This window comes from Lapidilactobacillus wuchangensis (assembly GCF_003946645.1).
Lineage (GTDB): Bacteria > Bacillota > Bacilli > Lactobacillales > Lactobacillaceae > Lapidilactobacillus > Lapidilactobacillus wuchangensis.
Window position 1 is genome coordinate 55066 of the sequence record NZ_RHOU01000012.1, and the last position, 22398, is coordinate 77463.

The window sequence follows — 22398 nt, forward strand, 5'->3', positions numbered from 1 at the left end:
TTTCAATTATCCACTAGGGGTGCTTTATGCTGAGATAGACTGCGGTCTGATCCCTTTGAACCTGATTTAGTTAAGACTAACGTAGGGAAGTGGCAACGACGGCTTATTTGCGGCGTTTCACCTTTTCTATCTACTTGTGGAGATAAAAGGGCGGAACGCCTTTTTATTGCGCTAATTTGCGTGCAGTAGGTAAGAATGATGACAAAAAGGATTGAGGTAAATGGCAAGTTGTGCGACCAATGGCATTGATATTACTGGGGTACGGGCGAGTTTGTACCCAATGCGTGCCGATTTTGCAAAGCAGATTTTAGAAAGTGTTGCGGTGACAGATACCAGTGCTGTTTGGCAGCAGACTGATTTATTTAGCACGGTTTATCGTGGGGAATCGGCCAGTGTGGTTGATGCAGCCGCTGGTTTATTTGTAAACGCCTATGACACCACTACTCATTTAGTGGGCGAGTTTACTTTCTCCAAAGGCTGTCCCGGCGACATCGCTGGCGACAGTTATTTGACTGGTCAGCAGTTGCGACCAAACGCGGCTGTGATCAAAGAAAAAGGTGATTTTCTCGTTCACTGTAAATATTCGTTCTATACTTTTGGCCGCGATGATTATATGACCGAGATCGAGCACATCGTTACGATGGCTGCAGATGCAGGCCTACAACCGGAACATGCCCATTACTGTACTTTTTTAACAGGCACGGCGGCGCAATTATTTAATTATTTTGCGGAAATTTTAGCCTATGCCCACGACCACATGTCACATTATGTCGTTGAAGCAACGGTTTCGGTAAATAGCCCATCATTGGAGGAGAACTAACATGACGAAGAAATTGGCAAAATGGTCCTTAAAAGACGTGATCATGGTTGGTATCACGGCGATTATTTTTGGCGTGATTTATTTAGGTGCGGTTCATCTTGGTGTTTATTTAGGCGTGTTGCTGACGCCATTTGGCTTGGCGGTTTTGGCCAATGAATTTATTTTTGGGATTTGGTTCATGGCTGCAGCCTTTGCTGGTTATGTGATTCAACGGCCAGGGGCGGCGCTAATTACTGAAATGATTGCGGCGTTGCTGGAAGTTTTCATGGGGAATTTCTATGGTCCGATTGTTTTTGTCAGTGGTTTCGTGCAAGGTATTGGGACTGAGGCTGGTTTTATGAGCAACGGTTATCGTCGTGCTGGTTGGCCACAATTGATTATTGGGGCGGTTGCCGCGACAGTAACTAGCTTTATCTGGGGCATCGTTCGCTCCAGCTTTTCCGGTTTACAGTGGCAATTATTGCTCAGCATTTTCGTGATTCGGTTATTATCAGCGCTACTTTTCTCAGCAGTTTTGGTTAAAATCGTCTGTGATCGCTTGGCAAAAATGGGCGTGCTTAACAGCTATCCCATCGGCACCGCGCAACAATGAGTTTACAGGCACAACTGACTTTTGCTGTGGAACAACGGTTAATCACGGTTGATTTGCAACTTAATCCTGGTGAGGCGCGTGGCTTGTATGGCCCTTCAGGCATTGGCAAAAGTACGCTGCTGGGGCTGCTAGCTGGTCAGAGCACGACTGGCATCAAACAGGGACAAGTGCTTTACCAGGGTCAGGCCATTGCTGACTTACCGGCTAATCAGCGGGTGGCGCAAGTTAGCTTGATGTTTCAGAACCCTGATTTGCAATTTTGTACCCAAACGCCGCGCACGGAATTGTCTTTCTGTTTGGAGAATCAAGCTGTGGCACCGACAGCAATGGCGGCTAAGGTTGGCTGGGCTTTAGATTTTTGTGGCATTGCCAAATTAGCCGACCAACCACTGGTCACCTTATCTGGTGGCGAGAAACAACTGGTGGCCTTGGCTTGTTGTGTCGTCTTAGAAAGCCGCTATTTATTGCTGGATGAGCCTTTTGCCAATCTTGACCAACAAACAAGTCAACGCTTGGTCAGCAAATTAAAACAGTTGCAACGCGAGCGGCAAGTGGGCATTTTATTGATTGACCATCAAATAGAAAATACCAGTAATTGGGTTGACCAGTGGTATGCATTCAGTGAAAACCAGGTCGCGTTAACCACCCGCAGCCACCTGGAACAACAAGAAGAATTGCTGCAGCAAACATTAATGCCGGTTGTTAAACGGTCGTTGGTAGCAGCTGCGCCAGTGTTGACCATGCAACAATTTAGCTTACCAGTTGGTGATCATCGCTTGCTCTTCCCTGATGTGACTTTAGCGATGGGGCAAATGATTGGCATCACTGGCCGTAGTGGTCTAGGTAAATCAACTTTTCTGAAGTCGTTAATGGGCTTAGCACCGCATCAAGGCCAGTTACTAATTAATGGCCAGCGCGTCAAAAAATGTCGGCGTCGGTTATTCAAACAATTAAGTTGGGTAATGCAGAACCCCCAGGATCAATTTATTGCGGTGACAGTGGCGCAGGAGTTAGCCAATCGGCAGCATGCGAATCAAGGAGTCGCCCCAATTTTGCAGCAGTTAGGCTTAACCGACAAAGCTGATGTTTCCCCATTTCTATTGAGTCAGGGTCAGCAGCGGCGGTTGGCAGTGGCTAGTTTTTTAGAACGGCCGTTAACCGTATTATTAGTTGATGAACCCACTTATGGTCAGGACCGCGCCAATGCTTGGCAATTAATGACCATGTTGCGCCAGAAGGCTGACCAACAAACGCTGGTGTTAGTGGTCAGTCATGATCAGCAGTTATTGCGGCAATTTTGCGATGAGGTTTGGGACTTGAATCAAGCGGTGGAGGTGGCTGATGCGACAGTTAAATCCAACGGTTAAATTTAGTGCGATTTTGTTAGCCGGCCTAATCGTGTCTTTTCAGAATAATTTATTATTAAACTTGGTGTTATTAGGTTTGTTTGCGCTGATCACGGCCGTTTATTTACCAATCTTAAAATGGCTGCGATTGTGGCTTTGGCTGAGTTTAGCAGCCGTCGGTGTTTTCTTTAGCGGCTATTTCTTCCTGCAGGAGAAAACCGGCGGCGGACAGTGGGCCGGTTGGCAGTTATCCGCGCAAACAATTTACGGACTACAGCTGGCTACGCGGATTTATTGTTTCGGCTTTTTAGGCGCGAGTTTCGCAGCGACGACAACTTTGACTGCCTTTATTGAATCCTTACAACAGCAATTACACTTGCCGACGCAATTCGCTTATGGCATTATGGCAGCTTTCCATGTGGCGCCGCTGATTCCCCAAGAATATCGGCAAACGCAACTAAGCTTGTGGTCGCGCGGCTTATCAGCACCGTGGTTAAGCACCAGGTTAATGACGCCATTGCTAGTTAAATCGGTGCGCTGGTCCGAAGTTTTAGCTACGGCCATGATTTCCCGGGGCTTTACTGCCGAAGCACCACGAACCCATTTTAAAAAATATCAGGTGCAGTGGTTTGACTGGCTGTTTTTCAGTGGCCTGATTATTTTAACCATCATTTTGAGTATTTTTTAGCCACAAAAAAACAACTTCTCTGCTTGATTGTTGCGTGATTGAATCGGCAACAGTCAGACAAATGAAGTTGTTTTTTTATTGCTTAATTGGAAGTGTTTCGCTTAGTGCGAGTCACTTTTTCTTGATGTTTCCGCCAATAATGTAAACCAAATGTTGCGCCGAACGCAACTAACACAAAAATGCTGAAAAAGGTATTGGATATTTCAAAACCAATCGCTGGCACACTGAGACCTAATTTAATCGCGATAAAGGCAATCAAGACATAGGCCATGTAGAGCAATTCCGGGATTTTGGCAATTAAGACGATCATCATTTGGGCGACAAAGCGCATTGCTAAAATGCCAATCAGGCCACCCAATAACACGATGACGGGATTATCATCAATTGCTAAGGCGGTTAAAATCGAATCAATTGAGAAAACCATGTCTAATAAAACGATTGCCGCCACTGTGCCCCAAAAAGAGCGCGGTTTGGTATTTTCAGCAGTTTCGTTAGTCGCCTTAGGTCGATGCTGTTCGTAAAAGAAATGCAGCGACATATACAGCAAATAGGCGGCACCAATCGCTTTGACCAACCAGAATTTAATCAGGAAACTACCTAAACCGATCGCAATGAAACGGAAAATGTAAGAACCAACTAGGCCCCACATTAAGGCGTCTTTTTCTTTCTTGGGATCTTTCAAGGTAGCTGTTTGCGCAGCTAAAACCACGGCGTTATCAACTGATAACAAACATTCCATAATTGCTAGAGTAGCAACCGTTACTAATCCGGCACCAGTGAATAACGCTGCATGCCAATCGGCCCCACTGAAAAACGGTCCATATAATTTAACTAATGTTTCGACTTTAGAAACCTTCTTTCATACTAGTTTCATTATAGCCGATATTAGTCTGAAACATGATTGAAAATTTGAGATTTTTTATGGTGTTTAATTCGCTCGGTTGCTGATTCGTGGCCTTTTCAATTCAGTTACTATTATGCGCGGTGCCAAGCAGCGTAACCAATTGTTGGGAAGAGGCCCACGAGCCGTTCGATTTGGTCCTGATCGAATTTAAATTCGATTGCTGGCAGTAAAGTGTTGATCACGTCGGGAGCTTGGTCACTAATTTCGGTGACGCCGACTAAATGGCCTTGCTGGTCATGAATTTGAATGCTTCTGGCGAGGGGTTCGCGGTCAACTTGGTAGTACCAATAATCGGCCAAATTGTTTTCAGTAATTTGGTAGTCTTTTTCTTGTGCTTCGGCAACAGAGACACCGGCCTGAGCAATTCGTGGCGAAGTAAAGACTACCGTGGGAATAACAGGAAATTGAATTGGTTCGGTGGTGGCGCCGGAGAATAACTTGGTCAGATATTTCGATTCGAAGGTGGCACTTGGCGTGACTTTGGGCTGATCACTAGCAATCACATCACCAACAGCGTAGATCGATGGCACATTAGTTTGTAAATGATCATTAACGGCGATGCCTTGCTGGTCGTAATGAACGCCAACTTGTTCGAGGCCGAGGTGATCCACATTAGGAATCCGCCCAGTAGCATCGAGAATCCAATCAGTCAGCAACTGCTCGTTTTGGCCGTAAGTGACTTGGTATTGTTGGCCAACTTTGGTGAAACTTTGGACGTGCGCATTGCGAATGAATTTAACACCGCGTTTTTCTAAATCGGCTAAAATTAATTCAACAAAAGGTTGATGGAATTTCCGCAACGCTTGGTCAGCGTGCATTAAAATCGTTACCTCAGCACCAGCGGCGTTAGCCATGGTGGCAAATTCGAGGCTAATATAGCCAGAACCAACAATTGTCAGGTGCTTAGGCAACTGCGCCAAATTCATGAAGTCGGTACTATCATGGGCCAATTCAGTTCCGGAAATGTCCAGACGATGTGGTTTTAAGCCAGTAGCAATGACGATTTTTTCAGCAGAAATTTCTTGATCGCCGTTGACAATTACGGTGTGAGCATCCTTAAATTGGGCGTGCCCTTTGATAATCGTGACACCAGCATCAGTCATACGTTTGCTTAATGCTGCCGGTAAGGGCTGAATGATTTCTTGTTTATGCGCAATATTTTCGGGCCAGTTAATTTGCAGTTGACCGGCAAGAATTTTATTTAAGCGCTCGGATTCACGAGTTACTTTAACTGCCTCATCAAGGGCGATTTTAGCATTACAGCCGCGATTGGGACAAGTACCACCAATCAGACCACTTTCAATGACAGCCACTGATACTCCAGTGGCGGCTAACGGAGCTGCCCCATCGAAAGTACCATGACCGGCACCAAGGTAGAGCACTTCATAATCATACTTTTCTGACATCAAAAATCCCTCCATTGCGTATTTGTTATCCTAAAACTAAACTATTTTAGAAAGCGGTGCAATTGATTTGATTGGGCGGATGTTAGTAGGGGCTGTCGGTGGCAATTGAGAATTGTTAAAATGATACTGCACAATGCTAATTCAGTACTGAGGAGCTTAATTAATGACAACTTTAACGGAAATTATTACGGCCATCAAAGCAGATCCTGAAAACGCGGCTTATACTAAACAGGGTTGGGAACCATTGATTCATATTTTACCTAGTGCCACGATTTTAATTATTAGTCAGGCGCCAGGACGAATCGCTCAACAAACTGCCACGTATTTTAATGATGCTAGTGGTGATCGGTTGCGGTCGTGGCTGGGTGTGACGCGCGAGCAATTTTATCACAGTGATCGCATCGCGGTGATGCCACTAGATTTTTATTATCCGGGCAAGGGCAAAAGTGGTGATTTACCGCCGCGCAAAGGTTTCGCCGATAAATGGCATCAACCGTTATTAGCCTTGATGCCCAATGTTCAGTTGACGATATTAGTCGGGCAGTATGCGATTCGGGCTTATTTAGGTAAAACGCGCCGTAAAACTTTAACGGCAACCGTGCAAAATTATGCCGATTATTTACCAGATTACTTTCCGATTGTCCATCCTTCACCATTAAATTATGGCTGGCAGAACCGTAATCCTTGGTTTCAAGAAAGTGTGGTACCAGAATTACAGGCCCGCGTGCAGCAAGCGTTACATTAGCGAGTAATCAATGAATAAGTGTCATAATATTCGTTAATAATGCGTTGTTCAAATTCCTTGAGATCACCTGAAACCAATTGAGTGGAATCGACAGTCATTATTTGTAATTGTAAAGAAATTCCAGCGCGTAAGTAGCTTTCTCCTTGTTCTAGCGTGATCTGACCAGTCTGAACGGCCGCTAGGATGCCGCGCACATTAAGCCGATTTTGAAACAAGAGATACTCGGCGGAAACCGTCGAATTTAATAACTTTTTACTTTGTGCTTGCTGGTAGTACACACTTAGATCGGCGAAGTATTGTTGATCAGCTTGGGTGTACTGACGATAAAGTTGCGGATATTTAAGCTTTAATTCCTGCTCGAAGCGTTCAGTAGTAGCGCCCATTAATAATAGTGAGTTTAGAATAGTTACTAGTAAATTGTCTGAGGTAGCAAGATTAGGAACGGGATTCTTTTCAATAAAAAGTAAATGCCGTTGCACCACAGCAGTCACAATTTCGGTTTTATTCTTAAAATCCAAATAAAGTTTAGCCCGGCTGATACCAGCTTTTTTAGCTAGTTCGACCATGGAAAAGTCGGTAAAGCCTTGAATTAAGATAATGTGGTTGAACTTAATAATTAATTGATCTTTTGATTTCATAAATAAATAACCTCCAAAAACAGTATAACATTTTCTTTGACATTTTAGACAAATGATAGTATTATTTGTCTAAATTAATTGAAAGAAGTTATTTTAAAATGAAAAAAATTGTGGTTACTGGTGGAACTGGCTTTGTTGCTGGGTGGGTCATTGTTGAATTTTTAAATGCTGGTTATCAGGTTAGTACCAGTGTTCGTTCGCTAAAGAAGGGTGAACGCTTAAAGAAAGAAATTGCTTCGGCCGTTAATGCTGCGGAGTTGGCCAATCTCAGTTTTTTCGAGGCTGATTTAACCAGTGATCAGAACTGGGTTGAGAATATTAAGGGCGCTGCTGGCGTGATTCATGTGGCTTCACCATTAGGTCACGGGACTGAATCTGTTGAAGAATTAGTTAATGTTGCTAAGAATGGGACGCTAACTGTTTTGCGTGCAGCTAAGTTAGCCGGCGTTAAGCGCGTTGTCATGACCAGTTCGCAAGCGGCCTCAACACCTGCAACTGGGAGCACTGCGGTTTTAGATGAGCAATTCTGGACGGATATTAATAATCCTGATCTGGATGCTTATCGTATTTCTAAAGTTGCTTCGGAAAAGGCCGCTTGGCAGTTTGCCCGAGAAAATCAACTGGACCTAACGACAATTTTACCCGGCGCCATTTTTGGCCCAGCTTTGAGCGCGCATGCTATTAGTTCTAATGGTATTATCTTGCAGTTAGTTAAGGGGATGCCATTCATTCCTCATGTGCCGTTGGAAATCTCCGATGTTCGCGACTTAGCTCACTTGCACCGCTTGGCTTTTGAGCAACCAGTGGCAATTGGCAAGCGTTATTTGGCCGCTTCCCAGACTTTGACGATGGCGGAGGTTGAACGTCTTTTCCAGACGCATTTTCCAGAACAACAGATTAAAGTTCGTTTGCTACCAAATTGGGCAATGAAAATTGTCGCAAAATTTCAGCCTGATATGCGCTCATTGGTACCGATGTTGGATCGTCAGTATCGCCACACAACAGCGGCAGCAGAAAATGATTTAGGTTGGACGCAACATCAACCAGAGGAGACGGTTTTAGCGGCGGCTAATAAGTTGATTGAATTAGGCTTAGTCACAAATTCGAAATAATAGGGCTTAACATTAACAATAATAAAAAGAGAGTCGACCTTGGTAAGGCGCGTCATAACCATTAGCTTTCTTGGCTAGTGGTTATCGGACACGCTTTGGCGGTTAGCTCTCTTTTTTTAGTTGATTTAAAGTAGCGATTATTAATCGGCGATAGTATGGGCTTGCTGTTCGCCGTGACCATGAATAGCGGCCACATATTCTTGAATGAAATCAGCTAATTTCACTTTGCCAGCAACAGTTTCTCGAGCAGTTAAATCGGCATAAAGCTGTTCAGGTTGGCGCTGATAACGACTAGTCTGGACTAAGGAAGTGGCGATTTCCTGAGGGACGCCGTGGTTGGTTAGGTTTTGTAAATATTGGGCATCACTAATTTGAATCCATTTTAGGTGCGGCATTTTTAGAGCCGCCTGCAATTTGGTGATGAATTGTTCGCCGGTGAAGGTATCGCTAAAAGCATATTTAACCGTAATGCCTGTTGGTGTTTGCAACAACAGCGGCACGATAATAGCAGCAATATCGCTTGGTGCCACGTATTTTTGCGGTAAAGTAGCGGGCTGATTTGAATAGATGACCTGATTCTGTTTAATTGTCGGTAAATTAGCTAGTAAATTTGCATAGAATCCCGTCGGTCGAACAAAAGCCAAATTAACATCAGGTAGTTGTCGTAATTCGTGTTCAATTAAATGATAGGCGTGTAAAGAACCAGCAATTTCGCCAGCGTCGGCGCCAATACTACTTAAATCGACCACATTTTTTACCTGGGTGGTGCGTAAAGCGCGAACCCAAATGTTGGCCTGAGCCACGGCACTGGTGTAAGGATCGTTGCCGGGATGGCCAGCGAGCATTAAGTAAACCACATCTTGACCTGCAAAAGTTGCGGCGAGAAATTGTTCATCTTGCATATCACCAATTGCCGCTTGAGCCCCCATTGCTTGAATGGCGGCCGCTCGTTGGGCATTAGTTGTAATCACCGTGACCTCAGCACCAGCTTGTACTAATTCAGGAATGACTAAACGATTAATGTGACCTAAGGAACCTAATAAAGTAATTTTCATAAATATCACAGCTTCCTTCTGGGGTTAAAAAAGATAAGTTTATCTTTTAACGGTTACTATCATAAAAGATAGATTTATCTTTGTCAAGATTGAAACGGATAAAATTATCTTTTATAATATGAGCTATGAAGAAAAAAGACATGAGTAAACAAACTAAAATTCAAGATGCCGTGGCCGCAATTATTCTGACGTCTGGACCAGCGGCCGTTTCCACTACCAAGGTTGCTAAGCAAGTAGGAATTGCCCAGTCCAATGTTTATTTGTACTTTAAAAATAAACAGGAATTGATTGACAGTGTTTATCAGCGTGAGATTGCGCAAATTATGGGTACCACGAATTTGCAATTATTGACTGATCAAACGATTCCGATACCAAAGCGGATTCAATATTATATCCAACAAGTTTATGATTATTCTTTGGCTCATCCCGATAGTTTGACATTACTACAGCAGATTAAATCTTTAAAAGGTCAAGATTTAGAATTGTTACCAGGCGTTAATGATCCCAATAATGTGGTGGTGCAACTTTTGACCAGTGCCATCCAAGCAGGTGTAATCAAAAATTTGCCAGTAAGTCTGCATATGAGTTTAGTTTTCTCAATCATTCATACCCATACAAGTAATTTAAATGCTGGTCGTTATTTGGCGTCAGCTTATAGCTTTGCCGATATTTATCAATTGATTTGGGATGGCATGAAGAAATAATTCGGCATAACCGGTTTGCCAATTGCCGGTTGCAATTAGGGTGGTCAGCTAGTAGAATGGCTAAATTGTCACAAATTCAAGTAGAGGAGTTGATTTGCAGTGAATAATTATGTTTGGTTCATTGCTTGTGTCACTGTAAGTCGGTTAGGACGTTTTTCCGCAGAGTAAAATTTAAGGAGAAATATTGTGAAAAACGTCCAGAAAAAAGTACCAACAATTGGCTTAATTATTGCTTTGGTGGGCTTTCCCCAAATTAGTGAGTCAATTTTTACCCCAGTGTTACCAGCTTTAAGTCAGGCTTTCAAAATTAGTGCCCAAACCAGTCAATTAACCATGAGTAGTTATTTCATTGGTTTTGCCTGTGGCGTTCTATTTTGGGGCCGTTTGTCGGATCGAATTGGTCGACGGCCGGCGATGAGCTGGGGGATTTTTGTTTATTTATTAGGTAATCTTGGCTTATTGCTAGTCAATCAATTTTCGTTATTAATGGCGGCACGTTTGCTACAGGCTTTCGGCGCCGCTGCCGGTTCAGTGGTGACCCAGACGATTATGCGGGAGTCTTTCAGCGGTGTGCGTGGTGAAAAAGTCTTCGCCCAAGTCAGTGCCGCCATGGCGCTATCGCCGGCGTTAGGACCGTTGATCGGTGGTGCGTTACAAACCTACTTCGGCAATTACCGCAGTGTTTTCGCGGCCTTGATCATGATGGCGGTATTGTTGTTGCTGGCAGTTGGTTGGCGATTACCAGAAACGCGCAGTGAACAACTACAACAGCAGCCGACGATAGCTTGGACCAAAGTTGCGCAACGAATGCTGACAAGTCCACAAGTGTGGGTTTATTGTTTAATTATTAGTGGCATTAATGGCGTGTTATTCAGTTATTACGCTGAGGCCCCATTTATTTTTATCGACCATTTCGGCATGTCGGCGGTTCAATATGGCTGGCTGGGGATGGTCGTGGCGGCTGCTAGTATTGTTGGCGCAACTATCGCCAATCATCTTGCTGGTAAATTAGCGCCTAGTAAAGTTGCCGGTAGCGGCTTATTACTGGCGTTAATTGGTGCAAGCATGATGGCTTTAGTTGCTAATTTGGTTGTTCCTTTATTGATCGCGATTTTTATCGTCTTTTGTGGGCTTAACATCACTTTGCCAATTGCCCTGAATCAGGCGTTGGTTGGCTTTGAAGATGTCATTGGCACAGCCAGTGGTTTGCTGAGTTTTGTGTATTATTTGGTGATCAGTGCCCTGACCTTCTTAATGAGCGCCATGCACGACGGCACTGTCGCGGCATTGCCACATTATGTAGTGCTATTGGTCGTCGCGATGTTGTTTGGTCAGTTGATTGGTCATGTGTTAGTGAGTCGGAAAAACTAGTTTCGGGCAAAACGGCGCCTGACTCTGTTCCGGGCTGCTTGGCGTGGAACGCTGTGGCCGTCGCTTTGAAACTGAATTAGTTTTGGGCAGAAGAGAGCACAACTCCGTTGCGGCCGGCGGAGTGTGGAACGCTGCCGGGATTGATTTGAGCTTATTGCTAACGCAACAATCTCAAATACAACCCTTATCCTAAGCGCTAAAGCGCCAAGGATAATTTGGCGGCTGACACTCCGGCGGCCTCCACTGCGTTTTGAACTAGTCTGGTCCACTGTAGATTTGGTTGATATCAAGACAATACTAGTGGAACTAGTTGCCAATCGCTCAGCAAGTATCTGATGAAACTAACAGAACCAAGCATCACTAATTAGATAAGCAAATTAAAGTAAACTAATGAGCCTGTTTGACGAGCTTTCTGGAATTAAACCGGAAACTGTCAGACAGACTTTTTTGGTATTACGATTTAGTTTGACAAGAATTTAAATCAAGTTGATTAATCCCACTAGAATTGCCTCAAGTACTAACAAAACTGAAGTGGTCTATATCAACTCCAGACGGAATGGAGGGCGTGGTTGCCAGCCGCCAAATTATTCTTGGTGCTTTAGCACTTAGAATAAGGCTCGAATTGAAGATAATTTGGTTTGTAATTAGCTTCAATCGATGCCGGCCGCGTTCCGCAACCAGCAAGCCCGAAATGCAGTCAGACACAATTCCGTTTAACAACTATATCGGGCTTTTAAGATTTTTGATCCTAGTTGGGCGATATATTCTCAAGGTAATTAAAAAAATAATCTAAGTATCCGCTTACCCTAATATGAACCATTGAAAAAGGCGCTGGTCTGCTCTTATAATGGAGTAATTGTGACGTTTCAGTCAATTAACCGGAGGAAATCATGAACGAAGATCAGCAACCTGATTTGCCCAAAGAATATCATCTTTCGCAACATCATCACATGTCCATTCCCTGGAAGAATTTCGTTTCCAGTAAAAATATTCCTGCTAAAAAAGCCAGTTTGCCAGAACGGGCGTCAATTGTTGGCCGGATCGGGATCATTATGCTTTCTTGTGGGACCGGGGCTTGGCGGGTACGCGAGGCCATGAATACCGTCGCTCGCAGTCTGAACTTAACTTGTTCTGCCGATATTGGCCTGATTTCATTGCAATTTACTTGCTTTAGCGATGAACATAGTTACTCACAAGTGTTATCGTTACCCAACACTGGGGTCAATACTGATAAATTAAATATCCTTGAAGAATTAGTCAAAACTTTTGATGCTGAATTATCTGGGCGGACGATTACCGAAATTCATGAGGCTATTGATGAAATCCAACGCCGGCCCAAGCAATACTCACCATTGATTTTAGGTTTAGCAGCAGCGTTAGCTTGTAGTGGATTTATTTTCTTGCTCGGCGGAGGCATTCCCGAGATGATTTGTTCATTTCTCGGCGCGGGCCTTGGTAATTATACGCGCGCTAAAATGGGCCAACACTCAATTACCACGGTAGCAAGTATCGCGGTCAGTGTGGCCGTGGCTGGTTTAACGTATATGCTAAGTTTCAAGGTGTTTGAATTTTATTTTCAAATTCTGGCGCAGCATGAAGCCGGCTATATCGGCGCGATGCTGTTCGTGATTCCTGGCTTTCCATTTATTACGAGCATGCTGGATATTACTAAGTTGGATATGCGTTCGGGATTAGAACGGCTGGCCTATGCGATTATGGTGACCTTGATTGCGACTTTAGTAGGCTGGCTAGTGGCGCTGATTTTTAATTTTCGACCCGCTAATTTTATTCCACTGGGTTTATCGCCGTTGGTTTTAATGTTATTGCGGTTACCAGCTAGTTTTTGCGGGGTATATGGGTTCTCAATCATGTTTAATAGCTCCCAGAAAATGGCGCTGATTGCTGGTTGCATTGGCGCAGTGGCCAACACTTTGCGGTTGGAACTTGTTGAACTCACGGCAATGCCACCAGCTGCGGCTGCCTTTCTTGGGGCCTTAGTTGCTGGGCTGATTGCTTCGGCAGTCAACCATTACAATGGCTATCCGCGGATTTCTCTGACCGTGCCGGCAATCGTGATTATGGTGCCCGGACTTTATATTTATCGGGCGATGTATAATATTGGCATTAATCAAATCGGCACCGGGTCACTATGGCTAACGAAAGCTATTTTAATTATTATGTTTTTGCCGTTAGGACTATTTATTGCTCGAGCCTTGATGGATAAAGATTGGCGTCATTTCGACTAATGATATGACGACTATAAAAAACGCTGAAATGCAATTTGATTTCAGCGCTTTTTTTAATGACACTAATGGCACGATGCTAGCTCCGAATTGAATCAGTCTTTGTTTAGAAATTAGTAAGCATTTTCACGGCAAAATTCGGTCAAGTTTGCTATGCTTATTTTAACTTAGTCCTTAATTGGATTATAATGAATTTATTTATGAAGACTTGAATTTGGAGGAATTATGATGCGAAAATATTTGGCTGAATTTTTCGGCACATTTATGTTGGTTTTCTTAGGCACTGGGGCAGTTACCTTAGCTAAAGGTAACGTCTTAACGATTGGCTTGGCCTTTGGGTTAGCAATTACCATTTCGGCTTATGCCTTTGGTGGTATTTCTGGTGGCCATTTCAATCCAGCTGTGACAACTGCAATGTTGGTCAACGGCCGGATCAAGGGTAAAGATGCTGCTTGGTACATTGTTTCACAGCTGGTTGGTGCAACTGTTGCCGCCGCAATTATGAAGCTCTTTGTTGGTGGCCTTGGCTTACCAACAAATCAATTAGGTCAAACTGATTTTCCAAAAATTTCCATGGGCTTGGCCTTTCTTGTCGAAGTAATCGCCACCTTCTTGTTCCTGATCGTTATTTTAAACGTCACGAGCAAGGATCATGGCAACGATGCCTTTGCTGGCTTGACTATTGGGGTCACTTTAAGCCTCTTGGTGATTGTTGCTTTGAATTTAACTGGGGCTTCATTGAACCCAGCTCGTTCATTCGGCCCAGCTTTATTTGCTGGTGGTAGCGCCTTGTCACACTTGTGGTTATACATTGTGGCGCCTGAAGTTGGTGCTGTTTTGGCTGCCTTTGTCGGTCGTTACATGGGTAGCGAAAAGTAATAACGAATTAATTTTGCATTAGGCCAGCTAACAGCCGGGCTTAGTCAATGAATTTTAGTGAAAAATCCCGCCTAATTCGCGCTGAATTGGGTTCGGGATTTTTTTGTTGGCAGTCTTTTGGGGACAAAAGCGTCAGTTGCGTCCTGATTCTGCTAAAATTAAAGTCAGGGAATCACAGGAGGCAATTGTATGAAACAAATTGTTGCTGGCATTGTCGCACACGTTGATGCTGGGAAAACCACCTTGTCAGAAGCGTTGCTCTACCAAACTGGTAAGTTGCGCCAGTTGGGGCGGGTCGATAATGGCGACGCGTTCTTGGACACAGATAAATTAGAAAAACAACGAGGCATTACGATTTTCGCCCATCAAGCCCAATTACAATATCAGGATTTACAGTTGACGTTACTAGATACGCCGGGGCATGTGGATTTCGCCAGTCAAACGGAACAAGTTTTAAGTGCGCTGGATTATGCCATCTTGGTTGTGTCGGCGGCTGATGGCATTCAGGGCTACACGCGAACTTTGTGGCGTTTATTGGCACATTATCAAGTGCCGACGTTTATTTTCGTTAACAAAATGGATGCACCAGCAGCTGATCAAAATCGAATTTTGACGGCATTACAAACGACTTTTTCAGAAGGTTGTTTGTCGTTTGCCGATGATCAGTCAGCAGATTTTCAGGAAGCTGTGGCGCTACAAGATGAAACGGTGCTGGAACAATATTTCGCTAGTGGTGAATTGGCGCCTGCGACGATTCAAGCAATGATTCACCAGCGGCAGATTTTCCCGTGTTATTTTGGCTCGGCCTTGAAATTAACTGGGGTCAATTCGTTGTTAGCCGGCTTAGCTCGCTGGACAACGGCAATGACTAGTTCAACACCAGAATTCGGCGCCCGCGTGTTTAAAATTTCTCACGATGATCGTGGCGAACGCCTGACTTGGGTGCGGATCACCGGTGGCACCTTAGCCAACAAAGCGAGTTTATTGCCCGAACAGAAGGTCAACCAAATTCGCCAGTATGATGGTGCTAAATTTACCTTGGCCCAAACATTGCCAGTGGGCGCTGTTGGTGCCTTGACCGGCTTGACGGCAACTTTTCCCGGGCAGGGCTTAGGTGATTTAGCAAATTTACCAGCGCCATTATTACAACCGGTTTTAAATTATGCCTTAAATCCTCAAGGTCAGGATTTGCATGCTTGTTTAGTTGCGTTACAACAATTAGCTGATGAAGATCCTCAACTGCACGTGACTTGGTCGAAGCAGTTGCAGGAGATTCGCATTCAAGTGATGGGTGCCGTGCAATTGGAAGTTTTACAACAGTTGCTCAGTGAGCGTTACGGTTTGCCAGTTAGTTTTGATGAAGGTCAAATTCTTTATAAAGAAACCATCACTCAAGCAGTTGAAGGTGTCGGTCATTTTGAACCCTTGCGGCATTACGCCGAGGTCCACTTGTTGATGACGCCAGCACCACGAGGTAGTGGCCTGACTTTTGCTACGGATTGTAGCCTGGATGTTTTAGGACGCAATTGGCAACATCAGGTTACCGCCAATTTAGCGGCTAAGGAACATTTAGGCGTTTTAATTGGGGCACCATTAACTGATGTTAAGCTCACACTAGTGGCCGGCCGCGCCAGCAATGTGCATTCAGTGGGCGGCGATTTCCGGGAAGCGACTTGGCGGGCAGTTCGTCAAGGTTTAATGATGCTTAAACAGCAGCAGGCTTGTCAGTTGCTGGAACCTTGGTATCAATTTCGCCTGACTGTGGGTGCTGATCAAGTTGGCCGCGCCATGAATGACTTACAACGGATGCACGGTACGTTCGACCAGCCCACAGTTAACCAAAGTGAAACTGGTCAAACTGTTTTAACTGGTCAAGCGCCAGTGGCTGAAATGCGCGATTATGCCCAGACCGTCCACGCTTATACTCACGGTCAAGGGCAATTAGATTGTGTTGTCGCGGGTTATCGGCCGTGCCAAGATGCGGCCGCCGTTATCGCTGCTCGAAATTATGCGCCAGTGGCTGATTTGGAAAACACACCGGATTCGGTTTTCTGCGCGCATGGTGCCGGCTACCCAGTTGCCTGGGATCAAGTGCCAGCTGCCGCGCATTTACCTTACGTTTACTCAGCCGCGGCGTTGAAAAAGCTGACGGCCGAAGTGGAATAACGGACAACTCCGTTACGGCCGGCCCAGCGATTATATGGGTGTCAAGACTTACCCAATTGGGTGAGGTGGTGGCGGCGCAATTTGAGGGGCGTGGAACGCCATGGGCATTGATCTGAGCTTATTGCTACGCAACAATCTCAGATACAAGCCTTATTCTAACCGCTAAAGCGGCAAGAATAATTTCATGGCTGACGCCAATTGCGCCGCCACCACCTGATTAAACTAACAAAACTGATTACCACTATTTAGCCGGACCAGATTGTGGTAAGACAAAAGCGGTGTGACAATCTCTAATCAGAAGGAGGTTGTCACACCGTTTTTTGATTACTGTTCAACTACTATTACTGATTAAATTGAGTCACTGAATCCTGCTATCACTGCCTTAAACACTAATAAAGATAAAGTGCACCAGATCAACTCCAGACGGAATGGAGGGATCTTGTCGTCAGCCGCCAAATTATCGTTAGTGCTTTAGCACTTACGATAAGGCTTGCATTTGAGATTGTTGCGCAGCAATAAGCTCAAATCAACGCCGGCCGCGTTCCACGACAAGCAGCCCGGAATGCAGTCAGACTCAATTCTGTCTCAACGCCATCATCAGGTTTTACCGGTTTTGAATTTTAGCCTTCAATTGGTTCAAATCGATGCCGGCCGCGTTCCACAACCAGCAAGCCCACAATGGAGTCAGAACCAATTCTGTTTCAACACTTTTCCTAGGGGTGACGGTTTTGAACTTGGACTGTTAATCTGTTCCACTAGTCTCAGCAGTTTTGTGCTAGCCGGTATTCAGGAGTACAATCGAACTTAAATAAAGAATTTCTGAGGAAGTGCCGTTGTTATGAAGATTGAAGAAGGTTACATGCCTTTTCATGGCTTTAAAACGTATTATCGCATTGTCGGTGAACCCAGCGCTGACAAAGCACCACTGTTGCTTATCCATGGCGGCCCGGGTTCGTCGCACAATTATTTTGAATTAATGGATGATTATGCCAAAACTGGCCGACAGTTGATCATGTACGATCAGGTCGGTTGTGGCAAGTCTTCTTTGCCGGAAGATCCCGCTGTTTATGTCAAAGAAACTTGGGCTGAAGAATTGATTGCGTTGCGGCAATATTTACATTTGGACCAGCTCCATATGTTGGGTCAATCTTGGGGCGGCATGCTCGAGATGTTTTATTTAACGAGCTATGATCCGCAAGGCATTAAGAGCGTGATGATCGATGGCTCACCAGCGTCAATTAAACTTTGGACGAAGGAACAGCATCGGTTAATTTCGTATTTGAGTTACGAAGATCGGCAAGCAATTGCTGAAGCAGAACGGACCGGTGACTTTACTGGTCCCAAATATTTGGCGGCCAATGACCGTTATATGGAACGTTATTGTTGGGATGATCCTGACGAAAATTCGCCTGAGCCTTTACGGCGGCCAACCAATGGTAAACGCGCTAGTTTAATTGCTGAAGGTCCCAATGAATTTACTGAAAATGGCACGATCAGCGATTTCGAAGTAACTGATCAGTTGCACAAAATTAAAGTACCTGTTCTAGTAACTAACGGGACTGACGATTTGTGCACGCCATTGATTGCTAAATCGGTTTATGACCATATTCCCGGTGCCAAATGGCATTTGTTCGCCAACAGTCGTCACTTGGCTTTGCTTGACCAACATGATGAATTTATTAGCGTGCTTGACCACTGGCTAGCAGCAAACGATTAAACCGGCCTGCTGTGCTGGTTGCTGTGTAGTCGTTAAAACTGAATATTAAGTAAGACAAAATACCGCACAATTCGCAAGAATTGTGCGGTATTTTTTGGCGTTAAGAGGCGTAAAGCTTCTTTCGTTTAGAGTTCGCTAATAATGGGACTGTGATTACAGTTGCAACGGCAGGGTCGACGATTTTGGCAACGATGGATAATTAACAGCGGAATATTATTTTAGTCTATAAGCAACTTCCTAAATAGTAAGTAATAATTTACTTTAAAACTACAACTGCTAAACTAAAGTTAGTAATCATTAAATGTTAATCAGTACAATTAGTATTTACAGTGATTACTAGATGATTTTCAGAAGACTATAAGTGATTGATGAATTTCCACGGGAGGCCAATAAGTTGCAGCAACAAATGAAAATGAATAGACAATTAATATTTATCGGGGTGACCATTTTAGGTGGTTTATGGCTACTGCTTAGTTTAACAACAACCGTCGTTCAGGCTGCTGCTGATTCGGAACCGGCGAATGCGGTTGGTGCTGCTATTGTTGGTAATCCTAGTGGTACGCCAGTAGCTGCTGATACGCCCATTAGCTATCAAGCTTATTTAACGGCGACAAATGGCCAAGGCTTGGCGACCTCGCAAAGCACTGATTATAACAATGGTGGTGCGCTTATTGATACGACCGCCACTAATCTAACCGCTCATTTTACAATCACGAATACCAGTGACCAAGCTCAGGTACCCTATGTTTTTTTCTCATTGCCCAAAATCTATGAAGGCACCACAGCCACGACCAAAGTTCGGGCAGCGGCTAATCTGTCAACGGCCACCTTTACGGATCAGCTCGCTAGTAGTATGACGGTGACTTACTCACCGAATAATGGCCCTATGCAGGATTATGCGTCGCTAATGCGTGATCATCCCGACTTTAAATGGTCAGATTTAGGCACTTTCGGTGTTACAGGCAGTATCCCAGCAAATTCAAGTTATACAATTTCGATTCCTTTAACCGCCGAACAGACTGATATTAATAAAATTACTGGCGTGGCTTTCCTAGGCTATTCTGGATTTAATTTTGCCAAAAATACGGGCTCAGCAAAAACATTTCCATTTAGATTTGCGAAGTCGTTAGGCGTGGTTTCTGGTCAATATTTAGCTGTTACTGCTCAGAAATTAGGTGAGAAATACCAAGCGGTACCAGCCGATATTCAAGCGTTGCTACCGAATGCTGGTCGTGAAGTTTCCTATCATAACTTTTTCAGCACGGCTGATCCTGGTAATGCGCAACTTTATTCTGGCGGGAAGATTGTCATTAATTTAACGCAGACTAAAATTGCCGAAACTGTTGCAAGCCATGGCTATTCGGTCTTATTGAACGCCGATCATACGCCACAAACTCATTATGATTATCTATCTGATGGTAGTCAGAATCCGGATGTCACCAATATTCTGGACGGCTACAGTGCGGCAATCAATCAATTTGCACCGTATGTGTATATTACCTTGCGCCATGTTTTAACAGTTAAAGATAGCACGCTGCAGGTGGGCAGTGATTGGACTGCCGCTAATAATTTTGTCACGGGTCTTGATGATGCTGATCAACCACTGACGGTTAATCAGGTGACAACGACTGTTAATGACCCCAATCATATTTTGAAAAATAATGTTGCCGTTAAAGCTGGCAGTTTCTCGGTAACGTATGCTTATCAGGTCGCACCGACTTCTTACCAAGCCGACCAACCTTACGTGATCACCAATACGGCTACTGTCACGGTTCAACCCAAGCCTAAAACTGATCCTAGTCAACAGCCATCGGGTTCGGATCAATCAAGTAGTCAGTCAAGCAGTCAGTCGAGCAGTCAATCGAGTAGTCAATCAAATAGTCAATTACCGACCCCAGTAACGAAGATGGACCAACTAAAACCGATAACAAAAATAACGAAAAAAACAGCAACAAGATCTTCAAAGCAGCATAAAGAAACTTTGCCACAGGCCGGTGAGCAGACATCTGTTTGGCCTGCCTTTATCGGGTTCGTCCTTTTAGGATTGCTCAGCTGGAAACGCCGGAAAATGTCGAAATAAATTTTGCAACATGTTTTCTGAAGGCTAATTATTAGCTAGATATTGAAGTTGTGATTATCACTTTTTACTGTAACGATGTTAAATATTGTTGATGGTTAAATAGGTTTTCAAAGCTAACTGACACTGCTAATGACAAAATACCGAACAATTCTTAATGAATTGTTCGGTATTTTACGTTATTACCCTGATGAATTATTTTAAAAGTAGCAGTTGAGGAAAACTATGCAGCAGAAACAGTTTTACGCGGTTGTTGCGCTAGTTGGGCAGCGATTACGAGGGCGATTAGCAGCAGCGAGAGGCAAACTAGAAAACCAGCTTCAATGCCTAAGTGGCCGTTGCCGTGAGTTTGTTGATTAACAATTGCGACCACGGCAATAATCATCGCGGTCCCAAAAGAAGCGGCAATTTGGCGAATCGTATTAAAAGTGGCCACGCCATCAGGAACAATTTCATAAGGCAGCGGTCCCAGGGCATGAGTTTGCAAAGGAATCAGCATTGTAACCAAACCCAGTTGGCGCACAGCCTGAAAAGTCGCCAAAACAACCGGCGAACTTTTAGTACCGATGATTGCCTGACAAATCGTGCCGAGACAATCGATGATCAGCCCTGTATAAACTAGCCGCTTAACCGGAATCCGATCGTACAGACGACCACTTAAGCGCGACAAGGTACCAGTCACTAAAGCACCAGGCAGAATAACCAAGCCAGAAACGAGGGCACTGCGATGTTGAATTGTTTGAACCAACAGCGGCAGCAAAATCGTGTTGCCGTACATTGTTGCTACAATTAAAGTATTGATCGCCGTGGCAATCACGAATTGCCGGTGTTGGAAAACTTGAAAGTTGATCAGTGGATGGGCAGCTCGAATTTGATTACGACAGAAAATCACGGTTAAAAATAGCCCAGCCAAAATAAAACCACCAACTTGCCAACTGAAGAACGCATTAACGGAAATATTGGATAAGCCCATCAACAAGAACCACAAGCCGAAACTAATGGTGATCAGGCCCGGCAAATCGAATGGCGTTGCTTCATTTTGCTGAATATTGGGCAGAATAATGATTGAAGCGACTAAAGTAATGATGATGAAAGGAATAATGATAATAAATAAGTAGCGCCAAGATAAATAATCGAGAATCACGCCGGAAACGGTCGGCCCAATAATTGGTGAGAAGTTAAACGCCAGACCAATAATGCCCATGATGGCCCCTTTGCGCTCCGGTTCAGCATAACGAATGGCCAAAACATTGACTAAAGGCATCATCATACCAGAACCAACGGCTTGAATCATTCGAGCAATGATCACCATCACAAATTGATTACAAACTGCCCCCAGAACCGTACCAATTAGGAAAATCGTTGTAAAAAATAAATAAAGTTGTCGGAAAGAGAAGCGTTTAATTAAATAAGAACTTACTGGAATCATTAAGGCGTTGACTAACATGTAGCCATTAGTGACCCATTGGACTTGGGTTTCGCTGACTTGAAAAACACGCATTAACTGTGGCAGGCCAGTGTTCATCAAGGTCGAACAGAGAATACCAAAGAAGGTACCAAATACCATCACCATTAATGATCGTGAAATTCTTTTATCAGTCATTGCCGTCGCCTCATTCGTTTAGTTATTAAAAGTAACTATTCCAGATTAGCATTGTGACTATTTTTGTCAAATCGTTAACTGGTGGGAAAGACGTGAGCGCTTGTGCTGAATACGAGCGATATGAACTGTATTCAAGTTCAAAACCATTAAAAGCTGGTGAAGACGATGAAACAGAATTGGTTCTGACTCCATTGCGGGCTTGCTGGTTGTGGAACGCTGCCGGCATCGATTTGAGCTTATTGCTGCGCAACAATCTCAAATACGAGCCTTTGTCTAATTGCTAAAGCAATAAGACAAATTTGGCGGCTGACAACCACGCCCTCCATTCCGTC

The 22398-nt window shown here is 44.2% G+C and carries 18 protein-coding genes, 1 pseudogene and 1 riboswitch; of the genes and pseudogenes, 14 read left to right on the forward strand and 5 right to left on the reverse strand.

Annotated features, from left to right (window positions below):
• Positions 1–5: 5 nt before the first annotated feature.
• A riboswitch (TPP riboswitch) is annotated at positions 6–105 on the forward strand.
• A gap of 115 nt (positions 106–220) precedes the next feature.
• Genes EKM82_RS09400 through EKM82_RS09415 form a run of 4 tightly spaced genes read left to right on the forward strand, consistent with a single transcriptional unit; the run spans position 221 to position 3446 of the window.
• Complete coding sequence (locus EKM82_RS09400) at positions 221–820, forward strand: YkoF family thiamine/hydroxymethylpyrimidine-binding protein (protein ID WP_125768472.1); 600 nt, start codon at positions 221–223, stop codon at positions 818–820.
• A gap of 13 nt (positions 821–833) precedes the next feature.
• A complete protein-coding gene (locus tag EKM82_RS09405; RefSeq protein WP_125768525.1) occupies positions 834–1412 on the forward strand; it encodes an ECF transporter S component in 579 nt (192 codons plus the stop codon).
• Entirely contained in the window at positions 1409–2779 is a 1371-nt protein-coding gene (locus EKM82_RS09410; protein ID WP_125768475.1) for an ATP-binding cassette domain-containing protein, read from the forward strand. The genes EKM82_RS09405 and EKM82_RS09410 overlap by 4 nt, the downstream gene beginning before the upstream one ends.
• Positions 2754–3446 carry an energy-coupling factor transporter transmembrane component T gene (locus EKM82_RS09415; RefSeq protein WP_125768478.1) on the forward strand — a complete coding sequence of 231 codons (693 nt, stop codon included), beginning with the start codon at positions 2754–2756 and terminating at the stop codon, positions 3444–3446. Before EKM82_RS09410 ends, EKM82_RS09415 begins: the two co-directional genes overlap by 26 nt.
• An 82-nt stretch (positions 3447–3528) precedes the next feature.
• Here EKM82_RS09415 and EKM82_RS09420 read toward each other — a convergent pair.
• Positions 3529–4281: pseudogene (locus tag EKM82_RS09420) on the reverse strand (TerC family protein); the annotation flags it as partial.
• A gap of 140 nt (positions 4282–4421) precedes the next feature.
• On the reverse strand, positions 4422–5756 hold the full coding sequence (locus EKM82_RS09425; RefSeq protein WP_125768481.1) for a dihydrolipoyl dehydrogenase family protein: 1335 nt from the start codon (positions 5754–5756) through the stop codon (positions 4422–4424).
• Between the two features lie 163 nt (positions 5757–5919).
• On the opposite strand from EKM82_RS09425, the gene EKM82_RS09430 reads away from it, so the two are divergent.
• Positions 5920–6501: a uracil-DNA glycosylase family protein gene (locus EKM82_RS09430; RefSeq protein ID WP_125768484.1), complete on the forward strand. Its 582-nt coding sequence runs from the start codon at positions 5920–5922 to the stop codon at positions 6499–6501.
• Here EKM82_RS09430 and EKM82_RS09435 read toward each other — a convergent pair.
• On the reverse strand, positions 6498–7139 hold the full coding sequence (locus EKM82_RS09435; protein WP_125768487.1) for a TetR/AcrR family transcriptional regulator: 642 nt from the start codon (positions 7137–7139) through the stop codon (positions 6498–6500). The genes EKM82_RS09430 and EKM82_RS09435 overlap by 4 nt on opposite strands.
• A 98-nt stretch (positions 7140–7237) precedes the next feature.
• Between EKM82_RS09435 and EKM82_RS09440 the strand changes: the two genes are divergently transcribed.
• Positions 7238–8251, forward strand: coding sequence for an NAD-dependent epimerase/dehydratase family protein (locus tag EKM82_RS09440; RefSeq protein WP_125768490.1), 1014 nt, complete (start codon positions 7238–7240; stop codon positions 8249–8251).
• Positions 8252–8391: 140 nt separating this feature from the next.
• Here the strand turns inward: EKM82_RS09440 and EKM82_RS09445 are convergent, their stop codons facing one another.
• The gene (locus EKM82_RS09445; protein ID WP_125768493.1) at positions 8392–9306 is read right to left on the reverse strand and encodes an SDR family oxidoreductase; all 915 of its coding nucleotides are present in this window, start codon (positions 9304–9306) and stop codon (positions 8392–8394) included.
• Positions 9307–9431: 125 nt separating this feature from the next.
• Between EKM82_RS09445 and EKM82_RS09450 the strand changes: the two genes are divergently transcribed.
• The 8 genes from EKM82_RS09450 (at position 9432) to EKM82_RS09480 (ending at position 20466) form a co-directional block, all read left to right on the forward strand.
• A complete protein-coding gene (locus tag EKM82_RS09450) occupies positions 9432–10010 on the forward strand; it encodes a TetR/AcrR family transcriptional regulator (protein WP_125768496.1) in 579 nt (192 codons plus the stop codon).
• Positions 10011–10196: 186 nt separating this feature from the next.
• The gene (locus EKM82_RS09455; protein WP_125768499.1) at positions 10197–11381 is read left to right on the forward strand and encodes a multidrug effflux MFS transporter; all 1185 of its coding nucleotides are present in this window, start codon (positions 10197–10199) and stop codon (positions 11379–11381) included.
• A gap of 556 nt (positions 11382–11937) precedes the next feature.
• A complete protein-coding gene (locus EKM82_RS11595; protein WP_164508216.1) occupies positions 11938–12174 on the forward strand; it encodes a hypothetical protein in 237 nt (78 codons plus the stop codon).
• A 97-nt stretch (positions 12175–12271) separates the two neighbouring features.
• Positions 12272–13627: a threonine/serine exporter family protein gene (locus EKM82_RS09460; protein ID WP_125768502.1), complete on the forward strand. Its 1356-nt coding sequence runs from the start codon at positions 12272–12274 to the stop codon at positions 13625–13627.
• Positions 13628–13852: 225 nt separating this feature from the next.
• On the forward strand, positions 13853–14503 hold the full coding sequence (locus EKM82_RS09465) for an MIP/aquaporin family protein (RefSeq protein ID WP_125768505.1): 651 nt from the start codon (positions 13853–13855) through the stop codon (positions 14501–14503).
• Between the two features lie 189 nt (positions 14504–14692).
• Positions 14693–16669: an elongation factor G gene (locus EKM82_RS09470; protein WP_125768507.1), complete on the forward strand. Its 1977-nt coding sequence runs from the start codon at positions 14693–14695 to the stop codon at positions 16667–16669.
• A gap of 838 nt (positions 16670–17507) precedes the next feature.
• A complete protein-coding gene (pepI, locus tag EKM82_RS09475) occupies positions 17508–18386 on the forward strand; it encodes a proline iminopeptidase (RefSeq protein WP_125768510.1) in 879 nt (292 codons plus the stop codon).
• 361 nt (positions 18387–18747) lie between these two features.
• Positions 18748–20466: an LPXTG cell wall anchor domain-containing protein gene (locus tag EKM82_RS09480; RefSeq protein WP_164508217.1), complete on the forward strand. Its 1719-nt coding sequence runs from the start codon at positions 18748–18750 to the stop codon at positions 20464–20466.
• Positions 20467–20686: 220 nt separating this feature from the next.
• Here EKM82_RS09480 and EKM82_RS09485 read toward each other — a convergent pair whose 3' ends face one another.
• Positions 20687–22066: a DHA2 family efflux MFS transporter permease subunit gene (locus tag EKM82_RS09485; RefSeq protein WP_125768516.1), complete on the reverse strand. Its 1380-nt coding sequence runs from the start codon at positions 22064–22066 to the stop codon at positions 20687–20689.
• Between the last annotated feature and the right edge of the window lie 332 nt (positions 22067–22398).